The following is a 16,042-nucleotide window of genomic DNA, read 5'->3' as shown; positions in this document are numbered from 1 at the left end:
TCCGGTTCGTTCTGGACTATTCACTCCACTGGGCGGCCGGTGGGCTGCGGATAATCCGCCCCTTCCCCTGACTGCGCCGCGCCAAGCCGATTTCCATGACCCACTTCCGAGTTCGCCGCTGGGCCGCCTGGGCGCCCGGCCTGGAGACGCAGGAAGCGTGGAGCGCCTGGCTGGCCGCGCCCCGCTGGCCTTTGCCGGCGGTGGAGGCCGTCGCACCGCTGGCCGAGGTGCCCGCGATGACGCGCCGCCGCATCGATCCCCTCGGCCGCGCCGCCCTGCAGGTGGCCTGGTGGGTCCAGGGCGCCGAGCCGACGGGTCCGGTGGTGTTCGCCTCGCGTTGGGGCGAAATCGCCCGCTCGGTCGGCCTGCTGCGCCAGCTGAGCCAGGGCGAACCGCTGTCGCCCACCGCCTTCAGCCTGTCCGTGCACAACGCCAGCAGCGCCGTCTATTCCATTGCCCGCGGCGACACCGCCAACTATTCGGCCATCTCCGCCGGCCCGGCCAGTGCGGCTGCCGGCGTCTGCGAGGCCGTCGGCCTGCTGGTCCAGGGCGAACCGCAGGTGCTGGTCGTCTCGGTGGAGTCTCAGTTGCCCGAGCCCTACCAGGGCTTCGAGTCCCATCCCGGCCCTCTGCGTGCCTGGGCCGTGCTGCTGGAGCCCGCCGAGCGCGGCCTGAGCCTGCAGGCCGCGGCAGCTGGCGCCGACGATGACGAGACCGGCCTGCCGCCCGACCTGGCGGCGCTGCGCTTCCTGGCCGGCGACGCACCGCAGTGGCGCCAGCACGGCTGGTTGTGGAGCCGCCATGCGTGAGCTGCTGCAGTGGCCGGGCCGGCTGTGGCGGATCTTCGCCACCGGCTTGTCCTTTGTGTGTTTCGGCATCGGCGGCATGCTGCTCTGGCTGATCGTTTTCCCCCTGCAGACCCTGATCTGGCGCGACGCCGCCCGCCGCCAACAGGCCGCCCGCACCGTGGTGCAGGCCGTGTTCCGCCTCTTCATCGGCTTCATGCGGCTGCTGGGCCTGATCCGTTACGAAGTCCATGGTGTTGAAAAACTGCAACGCCGCGGCCTGCTCATCCTGGCCAACCACCCCACGCTGATCGACGTGGCCTTCCTGATCGGCCTGGTTCCCAACGCCAGTTGCGTGGTCAAGTCCACGCTTGCGACCCACCCCTGTACACGGGGTGCGGTGCGTGCGACGGGCTACATCTGCAACAATCCCGACTCTGATTTGTTGCTGGCATGTATCGATACGCTGGCAGCGGGCAGCAACCTGATCATCTTTCCCGAAGGCACGCGGTCGCGGCCCGGGCAGGCCCTGAAGATGCAACGCGGCGCGGCGCAGATTGCCCTGCGCGGCGGACTTGACATCACGCCGGTGCGAATCCAATGCGAGCCGCTCGGTCTGTACAAGGGGCAGCCCTGGTGGACCGTCGCCAAACGCCCATTGCGTTTCACCCTCCAGGTCGGCGACGACCTGCCTTCCGCCCCGGTGCTGGAAGCGGCTGGCGGTGAGCATGGGCGGGCGGCACGGCGGCTGACGGAAAGCCTGATCCAGTTTTTCTCTGAGCCCACGAGGCCACCGAAAGCAGTCACGAAGGGGAGTCATGCAAGCGCTGGAACAAGAAATCAAGGAACTGCTGATCTCGGCACTCCAACTTGAGGACCTCAAGCCCGAGGACATCGATGCCGAACAGGCGCTGTTCGTCGAAGGCCTGGGCCTGGATTCCATCGACGCGCTGGAACTGGGTCTCGCGCTGCAGAAGCGCTACGGCCTGAGCATGGCCGCCGATTCGGCCGAAACCCGCCGGCATTTCGCCAGCATCCGTGCGCTGGCGCAGTTCGTCGACAGCCATCGAAAGATTGCCGCCTGAACGCCGCAGGAGCGCCCAGCCATGACCGACCAAGAAATCTTTGACCGCCTGCGCAGCATCCTCGTCGACACCTTCGACATCGAGGCCGAGCGCGTCTCTTTCCAATCCAAGCTCTACGACGACCTCGACATCGACAGCATCGATGCCGTCGACCTCATCGTGAAGCTCAAGCCCCTGGTGGGCAAGCGCCTGCAGCCCGAGGCCTTCAAGGCCGTGCGCACCGTGCAGGATGTCATTGACGCGCTGCAGGGCCTGCTGAAGGCCGATGCCGAGGCTGAAGTCGGCGACAAGCCGACGGCGGCCACCGCCTGAACCGGGGAACGCGATGCGCTGGGCCCTGGTGCTGGCCCTGACGGCCGCGTATCCGCTGATCGTCTATTTCAGCCTGGGGCATGTCGAGCCCCGCTACCTGGCCCTGCTGCTGCTGGTGCTGGGCGGTCTGCGCTGGCTGGCCGGCGGCGCCCAGGTCGTGCAAGCCCGCTGGGTGGCGCTCGCCGCCCTGCTGCTGGCCGCCAGCACGGCCCTGCTCAACACCAGCGTGCCGCTCAAGCTCTATCCCGTGCTGGTCAATGCCGTGCTGCTCATCGTCTTCGGCCTCAGCCTGGTGCGCGGGCCCAGCGCGGCGGAGCGCATCGCCCGCCTGCAGGAGCCCGACCTCGACGCCCGCGGCGTGGCCTACACCCGCCGCGTCACCCAGGCCTGGTGCGGCTTCTTCGTGCTCAACGGCGGCATCGCCCTGGTCACGGCGCTGTGGGCCTCGGAAGAAGCCTGGGCCCTGTACAACGGGCTGATCTCCTATGTCCTTATCGGCACGCTGATGGGCGGCGAGTGGCTGCTGCGGCGCCACCTGCGGGCCCGCCATGCGAGGTTGCAGGCATGACACCCGCCGAACGCCTGGCCTCCCTGCTGACGCTGCCACCGCCCGACGTCATCGGTTGGCGCCGCCGCGAGCCCGTGGCCGGCGCCGAGTTCATCAAGCAGGCCGGCCGCTGGCAGGCCGCCTTCGCGGCTCATCCCGGCCAGCGCTTCGCCCTTTACTTCCAGGACAGCCTGAGCTTTGCCGCCGCGCTGTTCGGCGTCTGGCAGGCCGGCAAGCAGGCCTGGTTGCCCGGCGACCTGACGCCCGCCAGCCGCCAAGCCCTGGCCTCGCGCGTCGACGGCTTTGCCGGCGATGCGCCGCCTCCGCCCGAACTGGCCCCCGTCGAGCCCGCCAGCGCGCCAGCCGTCGCGGATCGCCTGTTGGATGTCGAAGCCCAGCAGCTCGTCGTCTTCACCTCGGGCTCGACCGGCCAGCCCCAGGCCCTGCCCAAGCGCCTGCGCCAGCTCTTCGACGAGATCACGGCCCTGGAGCAGGCGTTCGGGGCCACCGCACCCGGCGCCGCGGTGCTGGCCAGCGTGTCCCACCAGCATGTCTACGGCCTGCTGTTCCGCGTGCTGTGGCCGCTGGCCACGGGGCGCGCCTTGCAGGCGCAAAGCCTGGTGGTGCTGGAGGACCTCGTCGAGCTGACGCCGCCCGGCGCGCGCGCGGTGCTGATTGCCAGCCCCGCTCACTTGAGCCGTTTGCCGCTGGTGGAGAACGTCGCCCTCGACCAGGTCTTCAGCTCCGGTGCGCCGCTGCCGGATGCGGCCCTGCCGGACTGCCTGCGCGTCTTCGGCCGCGCCCCCATCGAGGTCTATGGCAGCAGCGAGACCGGCGGCGTGGCCTGGCGCCAACGCAATCCGGGCGCTCCCGTGCATTGGCAGGCCCTGCCCGGTGTCGAATGGCGTATCGAGGACGAGGGCCTGTGCTTGCGCTCGCCGCACCTGGACGAAACCGGCTGGATGGTCAGCGCCGACCGTGCTGCCGCCGTCGAGGGCGGCTTCGAGCTGCGCGGCCGGGCCGACCGCATCGTCAAGATTGCCGAGAAACGGGTCTCGCTGACGGCCGTGGAGGCCGCGCTGCGCGCCTCGCCGCTGCTCGCCGACCTGCGCCTGGTGCCGCTGACCGAGCCGCGCGAGCAGTTGGGCGTCGTCGCCGTGCCGAGCGAGGCCGGCTGGCAATTGCACGATGCCCAGGGCAAGCGGGCCCTGGCCGAGGCGCTGCGGGCTTGTCTCGCTGACGTCGTCGAACGTGTGGCCTTGCCGCGGCGTTTCCGCTTCCTGCCCGAGCTGCCGTTCAACACGCAAGGCAAGTCCACCCAGGCCCGGCTTGGCCAAGAGTTCGACCCGCGCCGGCCGGCCCTGCGCGCCATCCAGCCCACCGAGGGCGGCCAGGATTTGACGCTGTTCATCGACCCGGCCCTGCCGCAGTTCGAAGGCCATTTCCCCGAGCACCCCATCCTCGCCGGTGTCGTGCAGCTCGAATGGGCCGAGATGTTCGGCCGCGAGCGCTTCGGCATCACGGGCGAGTTCGCCGGCATGGAGGCGCTGAAATTCCAGCGCGTCATCACGCCCGACCGCCTCGTCACGCTGAGCCTGACCTGGGCGCCCGGCAAGCTGGGCTTCCGTTACCACTCGGCCCAGGGCCAGCACGCCAGCGGCCGCCTGCTGTTCGCGACGCCATGAAGCTCGGTGCGGTCATCCCGGTCTACAACCACGGCGGCCCGGTGGGCGGTGTGGTTGCGGCCCTGCGCGCCCATGGCCTGCCGGTGCTGCTGGTGGACGATGCCAGCGAACCCGGCTGCGCGGACGTGCTCGACAGGCTTGCGCTCGAGCCGGGCGTGAGCCTGGAGCGCCTGCCCGTCAACCAGGGCAAGGGCGTTGCCGTTCTGACGGGCCTCAAGCGCGCCGCGCAGATGGGTTGGACGCATGCACTGCAGATCGACGCCGATGGCCAGCACGACACCCGCGATGTGCCGGCCTTTGCCGCCGCCGCCGCCGCCCAGCCGCTGCACATGATCTGCGGCTATCCGATCTACGACGACAGCGTGCCCAAGGCGCGGCTGTACGGCCGCTATGCCACCCATATCTGGGTCTGGATCAACACCCTGTCGCTGGCCATCCGCGACTCCATGTGCGGCTTTCGCATCTATCCGCTGGCCGGCACCCTGCCGGTCATAGCCCGCCAGTACATCGGCCGCCGCATGGATTTCGACACCGAGATCGCCGTGCGCCTGTTCTGGTCCGGCATGGGCGTCAGCAATGTGCCGACCCGCGTGCGCTACCCCGAGGACGGCGTCTCGCATTTCCGCGTCTGGCGGGACAACGTGCTGATCTCGGCCATGCACACGCGCCTCTTCTTCGGCATGCTGTGGCGTGCACCGATGCTGCTGTGGCGGAAGCTCGCGGCATGAAGCACTGGGCCCAGATGGGCGAACACACCTTCGTCGCCGGCATCTGGCTGCTCTTCTTCGTGCATCGGCTGCTGGGCCGCACGGTGTTCCGCCTGCTGCTGTGGCCCATCGTGGCGGTCTACTGGCTGGCCAACCCCGGCCTGCGCGCCCACAGCCTGGGCTATCTGCGCCGCATGCAGCCCGCGGCTGGCTGGCGGGAGGGCCTGGCCCATGTGCGCCTGTTCGCCGAGACCATGCTGGACAAGCTGCTCGCCATCGCTGGCCGCTACCCGCTGGAGCGCGTGCAGTCGCGCGGCACCGACGCCATCCATGCGCAAGCGAAGACGGGGCAGGGCGCCGTGCTGGTCACGGCCCACACCGGCTGCCTGGAGCTCTGCCAGGCCCTGGCCGAGACCCATCCCGATCTCAAGGTCAATGTGCTGGTGCACACCAAGCATGCCGAGAGCTTCAACCGCATCCTGGCGCGCCTGAACCCCCGTCGCGGCGTCGAGCTCATCGAGGTCAGCGAGCTCGACATGGGCCTGACGCTGAAGCTGGCCGATCGCGTCGCCGCGGGCGAGTTCCTGGCCATCGCGGGGGACCGCGTGCCGGTGCGTGGCAGCAAGACGGTGCGCATCCCCTTCCTTGGCGGCGAGGCCGATTTCCCGGTCGGTCCCTATCTGATCGCCGGCCTGCTCGGCTGCCCGCTCTACCTGATGCTCAGCCTGCACGAGGGCGCGGGCTATGCGCTCGAGTTCGAGCTGCTGGCCGACAAGGTCCACCTGCCGCGCCGCGCGCGCGAGGCCGCGCTGACCGAGCATGCCCGCCGCTTTGCCGATGCGCTTGCCGCGCGACTGCGCCGTTCACCCTATGACTGGTTCAATTTCTACGCTTTCTGGGATCGCCCCACGGCATGAACAACACATCGCCCATCACCTTTGACGGCCAGCGCCTCGCCATCGAGGACATCGTCGCCCTGGCCGGCCGCAGCGCCAGCGCCGAACTCGGCCGCACGCCCGAGTTCCAGGCCCGCATCCAGGCCGGCGCTGACTTCGTCGCCCGCCTGCTGGCCGAGGACGGCGTCGTCTACGGCGTCACCACCGGCTATGGCGACTCCTGCACCGTGGCCGTGCCGCCGGCCCTGGTGCCCGAGCTGCCGCATCATCTCTACACCTATCACGGCATCGGCGCTGGCGCCGTGCTGACGGCTGAGCAGACCCGCGCCGTGCTGGGTGCCCGCCTGGCCTCGCTGTGCCAGGGCCTGTCGGGTGTCAGCCTGGACCTGCTGCGCCAGATCGAGACCCTGCTCCAGCATGACATCCTGCCGCTCATCCCCAGCGAAGGCTCGGTCGGCGCCAGCGGTGACCTGACGCCGCTGTCCTATCTGGCCGCCGTGCTGTGTGGCGAGCGCGAGGTCAAGGTCAAGGGCGAGACCCTGCCCGCGGCCGACGCCCTGCGCGCCGTCGGCGCTACGCCGCTGCGCCTGCGCCCCAAGGAAGGCCTGGCCATCATGAACGGCACGGCCGTCATGACCGGCCTGGCCTGCCTGGCCTTTGCCCGCGCCGACTACCTGGCCAAGCTGGCCACGCGTATCACGGCCATGAATGTCGTTGCCAGCGCCGGCAACGCCCATCACTTCGACGAGACCCTGTTCGCCGCCAAGCCCCATGCCGGCCAGCAGCGCGTGGCCGAGCGCCTGCGCGCCGACCTCGCCAGCGACAAGCCCTCGCGCAACGAGCAGCGCCTGCAGGACCGCTACTCGCTGCGCTGCGCCCCTCACGTCATCGGCGTGCTGGAGGACTCGCTGCCCTGGCTGCGCCAGCTGATCGAGAACGAACTCAACAGCGCCAACGACAACCCGCTGATCGATCCCGTGGGCGAGCGCGTGCTTCATGGTGGCCATTTCTACGGCGGCCATATCGCCATGGCCATGGACACGCTGAAGACGGCCGTCGCCAACGTTGCCGACCTGCTGGACCGCCAGCTGGCCCTGCTGGTGGACGCCCGCTACAACCACGGCCTGCCGGCCAATCTGAGCGGTGCCAGCGGCGAGCGTGCCCCCATCAACCATGGCCTGAAGGCGCTGCAGATCAGCGTCTCCGCGTGGACGGCCGAGGCCTTGAAGCAGACCATGCCGGCCTCGGTGTTCAGCCGCAGCACCGAATGCCACAACCAGGACAAGGTCAGCATGGGCACCATCGCCGCGCGTGACTGCCTGCGTGTGCTGGACCTGACCGAGCAGGTCGTCGCCGGCCTGCTGATCGCCGCCCGCCAGGGTGTCGAGCTGCGCGAGCGCCAGGCGCCGCTGGCCCTGACGCCCGCGTTGAGCGGCATGCAAGGCGACCTCGCCGAGCGCCTGCCGCTGATCAACGAGGACCGCGCCCTGGACAAGGAACTGGTCGCGCTGATCGATGCCATCCGCCAGCAGAGCTGGGACTTGTATGCCTGAGCTCTGGCACGAGATCGAGATCAGTCCGGCCTTCCATGACCTGGACCCGATGGACATCGTCTGGCACGGGCACTATGTGAAGTACCTGGAGCTGGCCCGCAATGCGCTGATGGCCCGCTTCGACTACGACTACCCGCAGATGCGCGAGTCGGGCTATGCCTGGCCCATCGTCGACATGCGCCTCAAATACGTGGACATGCTGCCCTATGGCCGGCGCGTCATCGTGCGCGCCGAGATCGTCGAGTGGGAGAACCGCATCAAGGTCGACTACGTCATCCGCGACGCGGTGACGTCCAAGGTCATCCACAAGGCCCACACCATCCAGGTGGCGCTCAACATCGCCACCCGCGAGATGGAATACGTCTGCCCGCCGGTGCTGTGGCAGAAACTGGGCGTGGGTCCGGCATGAAGCGCCGCGCGCTGCTGCTGGGCCTGTTGCCGCTGACGGCACTGGCGGAGCCCAATCTTGCCCAGGCTGTGCGCGAACGCCTGCAGCAGCCCGAATGGCTGCGCGGCGACTTCACCCAGGCCAAGAAGGTGCCCGGCTTTGCCAAGCCCCTGGTGTCCACCGGCAACTTCGTCGCCGCGCGCGGCCGCGGTGTGCTGTGGCGCACGTTGAAGCCTTTCGCCAGCGAGCTGCGCCTGACACAGAACGAGATCCGCGCGACGCAAGGCGGCCAGACGGCGATGAAGCTGGACGCCTCCCGGGAGCCCGCCGTGCGCGTCATCAACACGCTGATGTTCGCCCTGCTCAATGGTGACGTCAGCGGCCTGACCGAGCTCTTCGAACTGGGCGGCAGCGTGAAGGGCGCCGGTTGGCAACTCGCGCTCGTGCCCAAGCCCGGCGCGCTGCAGCAGGTGCTGAAAAAGGTCGAGCTCGAGGGCGACGGCTTTGTGCGCCGCATCCAGCTCTTCGAGGCCAATGGCGACGAGAGCCTGATCCAGCTGACCAATCAGCGCAGCGACGGCGCCGCCGAGCCGGGCCTGTTCCAGTGAACCTGGAGCGCGTCACCCGGCGCCTCGCGGGCCTTTGGCTCGTGCTCGTGCTCGCCTGCCTGGCTCACAACGCCTGGTACTGGGGTGTGCACAAGGGCGCCCCGGTGACCGACATGCTGGCCATGCTGCCGCGCGACGAGCAGCGCCCGCTGGCCGGCCAGGCCACCCAGGCCCTGGCGGATGCCGGCGCGCGCCGCATCACCGTGCTGATCGGCGGCGGCCAGAAGGATCAGGCGCAACGCGCGGCCGATGCCTTCCTGCAGGCGCTGGGTGACATGCCGGCGCGCCATCGCGTTGCCGACAGCGAGCAGCAGGCCTGGCTGACCCTCTACGCACCCGTGCGTGCCGGCCTGCTGTCGCCGCAGGCCCGTGAGCGCCTGGCCAAGGCACCGACCGAGGAGCTGGCCGACCAGGCCCTGGCCGCCCTCTACCAGCCCGTCGGCGGCCCGCGCGTGGGCGCCTGGAGCGACGACCCGCTCAACCTCTTCGGCCAATGGCTGGCCGAACGCGGCCAGAGCAGCCGCGTGCGCGTGCAGGACGGCCGGCTGATGCTGACCGACCCCGACGCCCCCGATCGCCACTACGCCCTGGTGTTGATCGAGCTACCCGGCTCCGGCTTCGAGATCAGCGCCCAGCGCTCGCTGCAGCCCAGGCTGGATGCCGCTACGCAGGCCGCCGAAGGGCAGGGCGCCCGCGTCATCCGGGCCGGCGTGCCGCTGTTCGCCGCGGCCGCCTCCGACCAGGCCGAGCGTGAGATCCACACCATCGGCCTGGGCTCCCTGGTCGGCATCGTCGCGCTGACGCTGCTGGCCTTCCGCTCCATCCGGCCGCGCCTGCTCGTCGCGCTGTCGATGGCGGTGGGCTTGTGCGTCGCCACCTCGGTCAGCCTGTTGGTGTTCGGCCAGCTGCACCTCGTGACGCTGATCTTCGGCGCCAGCCTCTTGGGCGTGGCCGAGAACTACGGCAGCAACTACTTCAGCGCCCGCCAGGGCCTCGCGGCAGCCGAGCGCTGGGCCATGCTGAGGCGCCAGATCCCCATCGTCAGCCTGGCCATGGCCACCACCGTCATCGGCTACGCCCTGCTGGCCCTGCCGTCCTTCCCGGGCCTGCGCCAGATCGCGGTGTTCTCGGCGGTCGGGCTGGTGGCGGCCTTCGTCACCGTGCTGTGGTGGTTCCCGTTGCTGGATGGCGGCGGCCGCATGGCGCCGACGCGCTTTGCCGACTGGCTGGGCTCGCGCCGTGCGCTGTGGCCCAGCCTCAAGGCGCGCGGGCTGCTCGTGCTGCTGCTCGTGTCCGCCGCTCTCGTGGCCTGGGGCGCGAGCCGGCTGCGCTTTGACGACGACATCCGCCAGCTGCAATCCGCGCCGGCCGGTCTCGTGGCCCAGCAACGCGAGTTCGCCCGCCTGATGCAGGCGCCCGGCCTGGCCCAGTTCTTCGTCGTGCAGGGGCGCGACGAGCAGCGGCTGCTGGAGCGCGAGGAGGCGCTGACGGCGCGTCTGCGTGACATGAAGCTCGGCGCCCAGGCCGTCAGCGACTGGCTGCCTTCGCTGAAGCGCCAGCGCGAGGACGCTGAACTGGCGGCGCGCCGCACCGCCGAGCTGCGGCCCGTGCTGGCCGACAAGCTGGGTCAAGCGGTCGCTCCCGCCGCCACCGCCTCGGCCTCGCTGGCCCCCCAGGCCTGGCTGGCCAGCCCCGCCAGCGGACCCGTGCGCGCCCAATGGCTGGGCCGGCTGGGCGAGGGCATGGCCAGCGTCGTGATGCTGCGCGGCGCCGAATCGGCCGAGGCACGCAGCGCCCTGGCGGCGCTGCAGCTCGACGGTGTCACCTGGGTCGACAAGGTCGGCGAGGTCAGCACCCTGCTGGGCCGCTACCGCCAATTGATGTCGGCCGTGCTGCTGCTGGGCTTCGTGCTGACCTGGGCCGCGCTGGCTTGGCGCTTCGGCCGGGCCGCCTGGCGCGCCCTGGCGCCCACGGCCCTGGCCTGCCTGCTCACGGTGGCCCTGCTTGCAATTGGTGGGCAGGTCTTGCAGCTGTTTCACATCCTGCCCCTGCTCATCCTGCTGGGCCTGGGCGTGGACTACGGCATATTCCTGCTGGAACAGCCCGGCCGCAGCGAAACCCGCCCCTTTCTGTCGGTGACGCTGGCTGCCGCCTCCACCCTGCTGTCTTTCGGCCTGCTGGCCCTTTCCGGCACGCCGGCCCTGCAGGCCTTTGGCCTCACGCTGCTGATGGGCGTCTTCCTCGCCTGGCTGCTCACCCCCTTCTTCCTGCCCCCCCATGCTTGAGACCAAGAAGTTCTCTCCTCCGAAGCAGCGCGCCTTCGACGCCCGCTTCGAGGCCCAGAAGATCGCCTTCGGTCCGGTGGTCTTCCACTGCGTCCACTACGCGTGGAAGCGCGGCATCCTCGAGGCTTTGGGCGACGCCGGCGAGCGCGGCATCACGCTGGACGAACTCGAGGCCACCGGCCGCTGGAGCCGCTATGCGCTGAAGCTGGTGCTGGAGTCCTGCCTGTCGGCCGGCGTCGTGCTCATCGAGGCCAGCCGCTGGCAGCTCGACAAGGCGGGCTTCTGCCTGATCTCCGACGACATCACGCGCGTCAACTTCGACTTCATCCACGACGTCTGCTATCAAGGGCTCTTCGAGCTGGAGCGCTCGCTGGATGCCGGCAAGCCGCTGGGCCTGGCCCATCTGGGCGACTGGCCCAGCATCTACCCGGTGCTGTCCGAGCTGCCCGAGCCGGCCAAGTCGAGCTGGTTTGCCTTCGACCACCACTACTCGGACACCTCCTTCCCCGACATCCTGCCCGACGTGTTCGCCACGGCGCCAAAGCGCCTCATGGACATCGGCGCCAACACCGGCAAGTTCACGCGCGCCGCGCTGAACTACGACGCCCAGGTCGAGCTCCATCTCGTCGACCTGCCCCAGCAATTGGCGGTGGCCGAGGCCAATCTGCTGGCCGAGGGCCTGCGCGAGCGCGCCCAGCTGCATGCGCGCAATCTGCTCGACCCGGACGCCGCCCTGCCCGCGGGCATGGACCTGGTCTGGATGAGCCAGTTCCTGAGCTGCTTCGGCGAGGCCGAGATCGCCAGCATCTTCCGGCGCGTCGCTGCCTGCCTGGCCGACGGCGGGCAGGTGCTGGTCATGGACACCTTCTGGGACCGCCAGCGCTATGACATCGCGGCCTATTGCCTCATCAACACCTCGCCGTATTTCACCGCCATGGCCAGCGGCAACAGCAAGGTCTACGAGAGCGGCGACTACATCCGCCTGGCCGAGGCCGCCGGCCTGCGCCTGCTGACCGCGCGCGACGGCATCGGCTATTGCCACAGCCTGCTGAGGTTTGCCCGCGCATGATGAAGCGCCGCCTGCTGCTGATCACCGCCTTGCTGGCCGGCTGCGCGACGCCGCCGCCGCCCAGCGAGCTGCCGCCGCTGCGCCTGGCGCCCGCGGCCTTAGGGCATGCGCGCTTCGCCCTCAGCCAGCGCCTGTCGGTCACGCGGCTGGACCAGCCCGATGCGCCGCCGCAGCGCGTCGAGCTGCAGCTGCAGCTCGACGCCTCGGGCCTGCTGCTGGCCGGCTTCGCCTACGGCCAGCGCGTGCTGCTGATGCAATGGGACGGCAAGGACCTGCAGGTGCAGCGCCACCCCATGCTGCCGGCCGAGGTCGACACCGACCGCATGCTGCGCGATCTCTGCCTGAGCTTCTGGCCGGCCGAGGCGGTGCGCGCCGCCTTGCCCGCGGGCTGGGCCTGGGTGCAGACCGCCACGGCCTTCGAGCTGCAACAAGGCGGGCAAGCCCGGCTGGTCGTGCAGCGCCACGGCGCCAACATCGTCGAGATCGTCAACAGGGCCGAGGGCTATCGCTTGCTGATCGAATCCCAACCGCTGGAGGGCGCGTGATCTATCTGCAGCCTCCCGGCGTCATCTGCGCGGCCGGCCATGACCTGGCGGCCCTGCGTGACGCGGTGTTTGCCGACGCGCCCGGCGGCGTGGCCGCGAACGCCTCGGTCTGGCCGGGGCATGAACTGCATCTCGGCGCGGTGCGCAGCGAGCTGCCGTCGGTCGAGCATCTGCCGCTGCAGCAACGCAGCCGCAACAACGCCCTGCTGCTGGCCGCGCTCGCGCAGATCCGCGACCAGGTGGACGGGGCCATAGCCCGCCACGGCGCCGACCGCATCGGCGTCGTCCTCGGCACCAGCACCTCCGGCGTCGGCGAGAGCGAAGCGGCCATCGCTGCCCTGGCCCGCGACGGTCGGTTGCCGGCGGGATTCCATGTCGAGCAGCAGGAGCTAGGCTCGCCCGCGCTGATGCTGGCCGAGCTGCTGGCCTTAAGCGGGCCGCGCTATGTCGTGTCCACCGCCTGCTCCTCCGGTGCCAAGGCCCTGGCCAGCGGCGCACGCCTGCTGAAGGCCGGCCTGTGCGATGCCGTGCTGGTGGGCGGCGTCGACGCGCTGTGCGGCATGACGGTGGCGGGTTTCACGGCCCTGGACTCGGTCGACCCGGCGCGCTGCCGGCCGCTGAGCGCGACGCGCGCCGGCATCAATATCGGCGAAGGCGCGGCCCTGTTCGTGCTGAGCGGTGAGCCCTCGGCCGTGCGCCTGTCGGGCTGGGGCGAGAGCTCCGACGCCCACCACATCTCCGCCCCCGAGCCCAGCGGCCGCGGCGCCTTGGCGGCCATGCGCGAGGCCCTGCAGCGCGCCGGCCTGGCGCCCGCCGACATCGGGTACCTGAACCTGCATGGCACCGCCACGCCGCAGAACGACGCCATGGAGAGCCGCGCCGTGGCCGAGCTGTTCGGCCTGGGCCTGCCCTGCTCGTCGACCAAGCCGCTGACCGGCCATGCCCTGGGCGCGGCCGGCGCCATCGAGGCCGCCATCGCCTGGCTGACGGTGGCCGGCGACGGCCGCCTGCCCGTCCACCATTTCGACGGCCAGCGCGACGCCGAGCTGCCGCCCATCGCCCTCGTCACGCCCGGCCGCCGCCTGCCCGAGGCGCCGCGCCATGTGATGAGCAATTCCTTTGCCTTTGGTGGCAACAACGCCTCCCTCGTGCTAAGCCATGTCTGAGCTGCCTCCTGTCACCGAGCTGGTCCCCCACCAGGGTCCGATGAGCCTGCTCGACCGCGTCATCGCGGCCGAGGGCGAACGCCTGAGCGCCGAGGTGGTGGTGCCGGCCGTTGGCCTGTTCAGCCACGACGGCGGCGTGGGTGCCTGGGTGGGCATCGAGTACATGGCCCAGGCCGTCGCCGCCTGGGCCGGCTGGCAGGCGCGCCAGATCGGCGAAGCACCGCGCATCGGCTTGCTGCTGGGCACGCGGCGCTACCGCTGCGACGTGGCGCGCTTTGCGCCGGGCCAGCGCCTGCGGATCGATATCGAGCGCGGCTACCAGGCCGACAACGGTCTGGGGCAGTTTGACTGCCGCATCCACGCCGACGGCGTGGAGCTGGCCAGCGCCTTGCTGACGGTGTTCGGGCCCAAGGACCCGAGCGCCTTTTTGAATGGAGAAGATGTATGAGTACGGTGCTCGTCACCGGGTCCAGCCGCGGCATCGGCCGCGCGATTGCGCTGCGCCTTGCGCGTGACGGCTACGACCTCGTCCTGCACTGCCGCAGCCAGCGCGAGCAGGCCGAAGCCGCCGCCGCCGAGATCCGCGCCCTGGGCCGCGCGGCCCGTGTGCTGCAGTTCGACGTGGCCGACCGCGAGGCCTCTGCCGCCGCGCTGCTGGCGGATGTCGAGGCCCATGGCTGCTACTACGGCATCGTCTGCAATGCCGGCATCGCCCGCGACGGCGCCTTCCCGGCGCTGAGTGGCGAGGACTGGGACACCGTCATCCACACCAACCTCGACGCCTTCTACAACGTGCTGCAGCCGCTGACCATGCCGCTGGTGCGGCGCAAGGCGGCGGGCCGCATCGTCACGCTGGCCTCGGTGTCAGGGATCATGGGCAACCGCGGCCAGGTCAACTACAGCGCGGCCAAGGCCGGCATCATCGGCGCCACCAAGGCGCTGGCCGTCGAACTGGCCAGCCGCAAGATCACTGTCAACTGCGTGGCCCCAGGCCTGATAGAAACGGACATGGTCGACACGGCGTTGGTCGAGGAGGCCTTGAAGATCATCCCGGCCAAGCGCGTCGGTCGACCCGAAGAGGTCGCGGCCGTGGTGAGCTTCCTGATGGGCGAGGACGCCGCCTACATCACGCGGCAAGTGATATCTGTGAACGGGGGGATGGTGGGATGAGTACAAGAAAACGCGTGGTGATCACGGGCATCGGCGCGCTGTCGCCGCTGGGCCATGACGCCGAGACCGTGCTGGACAGCCTGCGCGCCGAGACCAACAAGGTCCAGCGCATGACGGAATGGGCCGACTACGAAGGCCTCAACACCCAGGTGGGCGTGCCCTGCGCGCCCTTCGAGCTGCCGGCCGACCGCTACAACCGCAAGAGCATGCGCAGCATGGGCCGCGTGGCCCAGATGGCGACGCGCTCGGCCGAGCTGGCCCTGGAGCAGGCCGGCCTCATCGGCGACCCGCTGGTGACCGGCGGCAAGCTCGGCGTGAGCTTCGGCAGCTCCAGCGGCACGCCCAGCGCCGTCGGCGACTTCGGCCGCATGATGAGCGCCAAGAGCATCGAGGGCATCAACGCCAACACCTATGTGAAGATGATGTCGCACACGGCGACCGTCAACATCGCGGTGTTCTTTGGCATCACCGGCCGCATCATCACGACGAGCAGCGCCTGTACCTCGGGCAGCCAGGGCCTGGGCTATGCCTACGAGGCCGTGCAGAGCGGCAAGCAGGTGGCCATGCTGGCCGGCGGCGCCGAGGAGCTGGATCCGACCCAGGCGGCGGTCTTCGACACGCTGTTCGCCACCAGCACGCAATACAACGATCAGCCGCGCCTGACGCCGCGCCCCTTCGACAAGGACCGCGACGGCCTGGTGCTGGGCGAGGGCGCCTGCACCTTCGTGCTGGAGGAGTACGAGCACGCCAAGGCCCGCGGCGCCCACATCCTGGGCGAGATCGTCGGCTACGGCACCAATTGCGACGGCACCCACGTGACCCAGCCGCAGTCCGCCACCATGGCGGGGGCCATGCGGTTGGCGCTGGAGGATGCCGGCCTGCCGCCCGAAGTCATTCCCTACGTCAACGCCCACGGCACCTCGACCGACCAGGGCGACGTGGCCGAGAGCCAGGCCACGCAGTCGGTGCTAGGCAGCCGCGCCGCGATCTCCTCGCTGAAGAGCTATATGGGCCACACCCTGGGCGCCTGCGGGGCGCTGGAGACGTGGATGACACTGGAGATGATGAAGGCCGGCTGGTTTGCGCCGACGCTGAACCTGCGCCAGGTCGATCCGCGCTGCGGTGAACTCGACTACGTGCTCGGTGGTGGCCGCAAGCTCGAGACCGAATACGCGATGACCAATAATTTCGCCTTCGGCGGCATCAACACGTCGTTGATCCTGCGCCGTATCTGAAAACCC

General features: G+C 70.0%; 18 protein-coding genes. All 18 read left to right on the top strand.

Annotated features, from left to right (window positions below):
* The first annotated feature begins 95 nt into the window (after positions 1-95).
* The 18 genes from J2X20_RS11360 to J2X20_RS11275 are packed head-to-tail and all read left to right on the top strand — an operon-like array spanning position 96 to position 16,036.
* Positions 96-809, top strand: a complete 714-nt coding sequence (locus tag J2X20_RS11360; protein ID WP_310264536.1) for a beta-ketoacyl synthase chain length factor — start codon at positions 96-98, stop codon at positions 807-809.
* Entirely contained in the window at positions 802-1,659 is an 858-nt protein-coding gene (locus J2X20_RS11355) for a lysophospholipid acyltransferase family protein (RefSeq protein WP_310264533.1), read from the top strand. The genes J2X20_RS11360 and J2X20_RS11355 overlap by 8 nt, the downstream gene beginning before the upstream one ends.
* A complete protein-coding gene (locus J2X20_RS11350; RefSeq protein ID WP_310264531.1) occupies positions 1,604-1,870 on the top strand; it encodes a phosphopantetheine-binding protein in 267 nt (88 codons plus the stop codon). Before J2X20_RS11355 ends, J2X20_RS11350 begins: the two co-directional genes overlap by 56 nt.
* A 21-nt stretch (positions 1,871-1,891) precedes the next feature.
* Positions 1,892-2,182 carry an acyl carrier protein gene (locus J2X20_RS11345; RefSeq protein ID WP_310264530.1) on the top strand — a complete coding sequence of 97 codons (291 nt, stop codon included), beginning with the start codon at positions 1,892-1,894 and terminating at the stop codon, positions 2,180-2,182.
* A 13-nt stretch (positions 2,183-2,195) separates the two neighbouring features.
* The gene (locus J2X20_RS11340; RefSeq protein ID WP_310264529.1) at positions 2,196-2,750 is read left to right on the top strand and encodes a COG4648 family protein; all 555 of its coding nucleotides are present in this window, start codon (positions 2,196-2,198) and stop codon (positions 2,748-2,750) included.
* The gene (locus J2X20_RS11335) at positions 2,747-4,414 is read left to right on the top strand and encodes an ApeI family dehydratase (RefSeq protein WP_310264528.1); all 1,668 of its coding nucleotides are present in this window, start codon (positions 2,747-2,749) and stop codon (positions 4,412-4,414) included. The genes J2X20_RS11340 and J2X20_RS11335 overlap by 4 nt, the downstream gene beginning before the upstream one ends.
* Entirely contained in the window at positions 4,411-5,142 is a 732-nt protein-coding gene (locus J2X20_RS11330) for a glycosyltransferase family 2 protein (protein WP_310264526.1), read from the top strand. The genes J2X20_RS11335 and J2X20_RS11330 overlap by 4 nt, the downstream gene beginning before the upstream one ends.
* Entirely contained in the window at positions 5,139-6,038 is a 900-nt protein-coding gene (locus J2X20_RS11325; protein ID WP_310264525.1) for an LpxL/LpxP family acyltransferase, read from the top strand. Before J2X20_RS11330 ends, J2X20_RS11325 begins: the two co-directional genes overlap by 4 nt.
* Complete coding sequence (locus J2X20_RS11320; protein WP_310264523.1) at positions 6,035-7,570, top strand: HAL/PAL/TAL family ammonia-lyase; 1,536 nt, start codon at positions 6,035-6,037, stop codon at positions 7,568-7,570. Before J2X20_RS11325 ends, J2X20_RS11320 begins: the two co-directional genes overlap by 4 nt.
* On the top strand, positions 7,563-7,979 hold the full coding sequence (locus J2X20_RS11315) for an acyl-CoA thioesterase (protein ID WP_310264519.1): 417 nt from the start codon (positions 7,563-7,565) through the stop codon (positions 7,977-7,979). Before J2X20_RS11320 ends, J2X20_RS11315 begins: the two co-directional genes overlap by 8 nt.
* The gene (locus J2X20_RS11310) at positions 7,976-8,566 is read left to right on the top strand and encodes an outer membrane lipoprotein carrier protein LolA (protein WP_310264517.1); all 591 of its coding nucleotides are present in this window, start codon (positions 7,976-7,978) and stop codon (positions 8,564-8,566) included. The genes J2X20_RS11315 and J2X20_RS11310 overlap by 4 nt, the downstream gene beginning before the upstream one ends.
* Positions 8,567-8,607: 41 nt before the next feature.
* Positions 8,608-10,851: an MMPL family transporter gene (locus J2X20_RS11305; protein ID WP_310264515.1), complete on the top strand. Its 2,244-nt coding sequence runs from the start codon at positions 8,608-8,610 to the stop codon at positions 10,849-10,851.
* Positions 10,844-11,920, top strand: coding sequence for a class I SAM-dependent methyltransferase (locus J2X20_RS11300; RefSeq protein WP_310264513.1), 1,077 nt, complete (start codon positions 10,844-10,846; stop codon positions 11,918-11,920). The genes J2X20_RS11305 and J2X20_RS11300 overlap by 8 nt, the downstream gene beginning before the upstream one ends.
* Positions 11,917-12,465, top strand: a complete 549-nt coding sequence (locus J2X20_RS11295; protein ID WP_310264511.1) for a DUF3261 domain-containing protein — start codon at positions 11,917-11,919, stop codon at positions 12,463-12,465. Before J2X20_RS11300 ends, J2X20_RS11295 begins: the two co-directional genes overlap by 4 nt.
* Positions 12,462-13,631 carry a beta-ketoacyl-ACP synthase gene (locus J2X20_RS11290; RefSeq protein WP_310264510.1) on the top strand — a complete coding sequence of 390 codons (1,170 nt, stop codon included), beginning with the start codon at positions 12,462-12,464 and terminating at the stop codon, positions 13,629-13,631. Before J2X20_RS11295 ends, J2X20_RS11290 begins: the two co-directional genes overlap by 4 nt.
* Positions 13,624-14,079: a hotdog family protein gene (locus tag J2X20_RS11285; RefSeq protein ID WP_310264507.1), complete on the top strand. Its 456-nt coding sequence runs from the start codon at positions 13,624-13,626 to the stop codon at positions 14,077-14,079. The genes J2X20_RS11290 and J2X20_RS11285 overlap by 8 nt, the downstream gene beginning before the upstream one ends.
* Positions 14,076-14,801 (top strand): 3-ketoacyl-ACP reductase FabG2, encoded by a 726-nt coding sequence (locus tag J2X20_RS11280; RefSeq protein WP_310264504.1) that lies wholly within the window; start codon positions 14,076-14,078, stop codon positions 14,799-14,801. The genes J2X20_RS11285 and J2X20_RS11280 overlap by 4 nt, the downstream gene beginning before the upstream one ends.
* Complete coding sequence (locus J2X20_RS11275; protein ID WP_310264502.1) at positions 14,798-16,036, top strand: beta-ketoacyl-ACP synthase; 1,239 nt, start codon at positions 14,798-14,800, stop codon at positions 16,034-16,036. Before J2X20_RS11280 ends, J2X20_RS11275 begins: the two co-directional genes overlap by 4 nt.
* Positions 16,037-16,042: the final 6 nt, after the last annotated feature.

It is taken from the genome of Roseateles saccharophilus, from assembly GCF_031458095.1.
In the GTDB taxonomy this organism is placed as follows: domain Bacteria; phylum Pseudomonadota; class Gammaproteobacteria; order Burkholderiales; family Burkholderiaceae_C; genus Pelomonas; species Pelomonas saccharophila_A.
The sequence above is the reverse complement of the archived record's forward strand: the minus strand, read 5'-3'. Positions and strand labels throughout refer to the sequence as shown.